At 56.1% G+C, this 4434-nt stretch carries 5 protein-coding genes; 4 read left to right on the top strand and 1 reads right to left on the bottom strand.

Annotated features, from left to right (window positions below; genetic code table 11):
* Positions 1–203: 203 nt before the first annotated feature.
* Positions 204–491 (bottom strand): hypothetical protein, encoded by a 288-nt coding sequence (locus HMPREF2796_RS04625; RefSeq protein WP_070543432.1) that lies wholly within the window; start codon positions 489–491, stop codon positions 204–206.
* A 367-nt stretch (positions 492–858) separates the two neighbouring features.
* Here HMPREF2796_RS04625 and ilvC point away from each other — a divergent pair, with 367 nt between their 5' ends.
* From ilvC to HMPREF2796_RS04605, 4 genes are all read left to right on the top strand, one after another.
* Positions 859–1872 (top strand): ketol-acid reductoisomerase, encoded by a 1014-nt coding sequence (gene ilvC / locus HMPREF2796_RS04620; RefSeq protein WP_064105103.1) that lies wholly within the window; start codon positions 859–861, stop codon positions 1870–1872.
* 406 nt (positions 1873–2278) lie between these two features.
* Positions 2279–3112: a methylenetetrahydrofolate reductase [NAD(P)H] gene (metF, locus tag HMPREF2796_RS04615; protein WP_003823886.1), complete on the top strand. Its 834-nt coding sequence runs from the start codon at positions 2279–2281 to the stop codon at positions 3110–3112.
* Between the two features lie 122 nt (positions 3113–3234).
* Positions 3235–3573, top strand: a complete 339-nt coding sequence (locus HMPREF2796_RS04610; RefSeq protein WP_067442780.1) for a CidA/LrgA family protein — start codon at positions 3235–3237, stop codon at positions 3571–3573.
* Complete coding sequence (locus tag HMPREF2796_RS04605) at positions 3570–4265, top strand: LrgB family protein (RefSeq protein WP_003823884.1); 696 nt, start codon at positions 3570–3572, stop codon at positions 4263–4265. Before HMPREF2796_RS04610 ends, HMPREF2796_RS04605 begins: the two co-directional genes overlap by 4 nt.
* Positions 4266–4434 lie beyond the last annotated feature (169 nt).

Genomic DNA, 4434 nt, shown 5'->3' with positions numbered 1-4434 from the left:
TACCTGAAAACGATGTCTTGGCGTAGCCAAGGCTAAGTTTCTGCGAAGCTAAAGTGTAAGCTTCAATGCAGTGAAAACCAGCGAAGCGCGGTTGCGGCGCAGCTAACACGAAGCTGCAATAAAGTTAAACGGGAAAGGGGCAGATGATGCATGCATCAAACGATTTCAGGTAGCCTGCCGTTTGGCGTGAGGCTACCTGAAAATTATTTGGCAAACGGCAACCAAAGCCGCGCCAGCACATACATCACCACTCCGCCCACAGCGAACAGGGCAAACACGATGCCTTTTTTGCGCGCATTCGGGCACAGCCAATACACAGCCAGGCTGAAGCTGAAAAACAGCAGCGTCACCACCCACACCAGCTGTTTGTCTTTAAAGCGGTTGAGGGTGTAGCTTTCGGTAATCATCACATACAGCTGCCAAAATCCGGCAAAGCAGATACAAAGCACGCCGGCAGGCAGGAAAATCAGGCCGAGGTCTTGATGGGTCATGGTGTGGGTTCTTTTTGAAAAATTTGCGCAGGCAGCATTATAAGGCTACCTGAAAACGGAGCGAAGCGGAGTTTCTGCGTAGCTAAAATGGAGCGAAGCGAAGTTTTATGGATTAAACAAGACAATATGTCTAAAAAATATTAGCTTTTTGCCCTCCTATCAACCAATTTTAAAAATTTTGTCTAAAAAAGCTGTCAAATTGTCAAAATTCGGGTAGTATGTGGCATCTAAATATCCGCGACAGCGCCTATTACCCGCCTCCGCTATGCCCGCCAGCCGGCAGCGGCCACAAGCCCGCCAGCCCGCCGCACCGCATACCGGCCGCGCCGTCCGTCCCGTTTAACCAAATCCAAAAAAAGGAATCCACATGCAAGTTTACTACGATAAAGACGCCGACCTCTCCCTGATCAAAGGCAAAACCGTGGCCATCATCGGCTACGGCTCGCAAGGCCATGCCCACGCCGCCAACCTGAAAGATTCCGGCGTAAACGTGATTGTCGGCCTGCGCCAAGGCGGCTCCTGGAACAAAGCCCAAGCTGCCGGTTTCGACGTGCGCAGCGTGGCCGATGCCACCAAAGCCGCCGATTTGGTGATGATTCTGCTGCCGGATGAAAACCAACCGGCCGTATACCGCACCGAAATCGAACCCAACCTGAAACAGGGTGCCGTATTGGCCTTTGCCCACGGCTTCAACGTGCACTACAACCAAATCGTGCCGCGCGCCGACTTGGACGTGGTGATGATTGCCCCCAAAGGCCCCGGCCACACCGTGCGCAGCGAATTCCTCAAAGGCGGCGGCGTGCCCTCGCTGATTGCCGTGTATCAAGACAAAAGCGGCAAAGCCCGCGACATCGCCCTCTCCTACGCCGCAGCCAACGGCGGCACCAAAGGCGGAGTGATTGAAACCAACTTCCGCGAAGAAACCGAAACCGACCTGTTCGGCGAACAAGCCGTATTGTGCGGTGGCGCAGTTGAACTGGTGAAATGCGGCTTTGAAACCTTGGTGGAAGCCGGCTACGCGCCTGAAATGGCCTACTTCGAATGCCTGCACGAGCTGAAACTGATTGTGGACTTGATGTATGAAGGCGGCATCGCCAACATGAACTACTCCATTTCCAACAACGCGGAATACGGCGAATACGTTACCGGCCCCGAAGTCATCACGCCTGCCACCAAAGAGGCGATGAAAAAAGCCCTGTATCGCATCCAAAGCGGCGAATACGCCAAAATGTTCATCCAGGAAGGCGCAACCAACTACGCCAGCATGACTGCCCGCCGCCGCCTGACCGCCGACCACCAAATTGAAAAAGTGGGCGCCCAGCTGCGCAGCATGATGCCTTGGATTGCCAAAAACAAATTGGTGGATCAAAGCAAAAACTAATCATCGGCAAGCAATTGCCTAAAAACAGGCTACCTGAAAACGAAGCTTCAACGCCCCTTAAACGCCGCATAGCGGGGTTTCGGCGAAGCTAAAATTTCAGGTAGCCTGAATTTATCTACTTCCATGCTGCTCAACTCAACACAGTGCTTATGCCGTGAACCATTTTGGCTGCATCGGCAGAAGGATGGCTAGCCAATCCATCGCTAGCGAATTGTTCTGCATACCCTAAATGCAATACAGGCTACCTGAAAAGCTGCCCTGTTTTAGATAATTGGTTTCAGCTAGCCTCCTCCTCAATATGAATTCTATTCATCTACTAGCGCTAATTTTTCAGCCCGCCGCCCTTGCCTAAACCCCCGCCGCCCGCTACCGTATCGCCTTTCTTTTGCATTTAGTTTCCACCATCATGCTACACAATACCCTCAGCTTCGAATTTTTCCCCACCCGCACGCCCGAAGGCCGCGAAAAACAGAAAATCACCCGCAAGCAGCTCTCCCAATACCAGCCCGAGTTTTTCTCCTGCACCTCCGGCGCCGGCGGCACCACCCGCGAAGGCACCATGCAAACCATCCGCGACATCCTTGCCGAAGGCATGGCCGCCGCTCCGCACATCCCCTGCGTGGGCTTGGATGCCGGCGAGCTCACTGACCTCTTGCAGGAATACAAAGATTTGGGCATCCGCCACGTGGTTGCCCTGCGCGGCGACATCCCCTCCGGCATGGGCTTGGGCACCACCGGCCTGCACCACGCCAACGAACTGGTGGAGCTCATCCGCCACCGATTCGGCGACTGGTTCCACATCGAAGTGGCTGCCTACCCCGAATACCACCCGCAATCGCGCAGCGCCGAAGACGACATCCAAAGCTTCGTGCGCAAAGTGAAAGCCGGCGCCGATTCCGCCATCACCCAGTTTTTCTTCAATGCCGACGCCTACTTCCGCTTCCTCGACGATGTGCGCGGGCGCGGCGTGGAAATCCCCATCGTGCCCGGCATCATGCCGATTGCCAACTTCTCCAAACTGGCCCGCTTTGCCGATATGTGCGGCGCCGAAATTCCGCGCTGGCTGCGGCTGAAGCTGCAATCCTACGCCGACGACACCGCCTCCATCAAAGCGCTGGGGCTGGACGTGGTAACCGAAATGTGCGGCCGCCTCCTGCGCCACGGCGCTCCCGGCCTGCATTTCTACACCCTCAACCAGGCCGGATTGTCTTCCACCATCTGCCAACGTTTGGGCTACTAATCCGCCCTTTTCCAAACAGAGATGGAGGCTACCTGAAAAGGTTTCAGGTAGCCTCCATCTCTTCTGAGTGCCCGTCCGGTGCTATAATTCGCTCTTTCCAACATTAGCTTAGGTCAGTAACCATGTTACGCGCACTCATTATCGTTTTTGCCTGCCTAGCCGCAGGCGAAGTGCTTTTACACCTCACCCACCTCAAACTGCCTGCCAGCATCGTGGGCCTGCTGATTTTGTTCGGCCTGCTCCAAGCCGGCTGGGTGAAGGAGGCCTGGTTTAAGCCGATGACCGAATTCCTCATGCAGCACATGATGCTGCTGATGATTCCCGCCTGCGTGGCACTGATGGATTATTTCTCCATCGTAGCGCACGATTTCTGGTCGATTACCATCGCCACCGTGGCCAGCAGCGTGCTGGTGCTGCTCTCCAGCGCGAAAACGCATGAAATACTGAGGAAACACAAATGAGGGAAGTCGCCACCAACCCCATTGTGCTGATTTTAATGATGCTTGCCATCTACCGCTTCAGCCTGTTTTTGCGCCTGCGCAGCGGCAGCCCGCTGGCCAACCCGCTGATGGTGAGCACGGCTTTGGTCATCGGCTACCTGAAACTCTTCGGCATCCGCTACGACGATTTCATGCAAACCGGCCGCATGGTCGGCTTTTGGCTGCAGCCGGCCATCGTGTGCCTGGCCATCCCCATGTATCAGCAATGGCCGCGCATCCGCAGCCAATGGCTGCCGATTGCCGCCTCGCAGCTGGTGGGCAGCGTGGTGGGCATTGTGAGCGGCGTGCTGTTTGCCCACTGGCTTGGCGCCAGCCACGATGTGAGCCAGTCGCTCGCCGCCAAATCGGTTACCATGCCGATTGCGCTGGAAATCACCCACGTGCTAGACGGCATCCCCGCCGTTTCCGTGGCCGCCGTGCTGCTGGCCGGCCTCACCGGCCAATTTATCGGCTTTTGGATTCTGCGCCACAGCCACATCCGCAACCCCATCTCGCACTCCATCGCGCAGGGCACAGCCTCGCACGCCATCGGCATTGCCGCCAGCCTGGAAATCAGCGGCCACTTCGCCGCCTACGCCACCCTCGGCCTGATCTTCAACGGCATCCTCACCTCCTTCCTCGCCCCGATTATCGTGCCGCTCTTGGCCGTTTAAACATGCCGCGGGAATGGCAAAGGCTACCTGAAAGTTTCAGGTAGCCTTTTTTGCTACGTATCAAGCCAGCCCGTCGCCGCCATACCCAATCTTCTGCGGATTTGTTATGCTAGCCCGTATCTTCCCTTCTAGTACACAGGAGCCTTCCATGTCCTACCGCGCCCCCGTA

The sequence above is a fragment of the Eikenella sp. HMSC071B05 genome, assembly GCF_001811325.1.
GTDB lineage: Bacteria > Pseudomonadota > Gammaproteobacteria > Burkholderiales > Neisseriaceae > Eikenella > Eikenella corrodens.
This window is presented reverse-complemented; position numbering and strand designations above follow the sequence as displayed.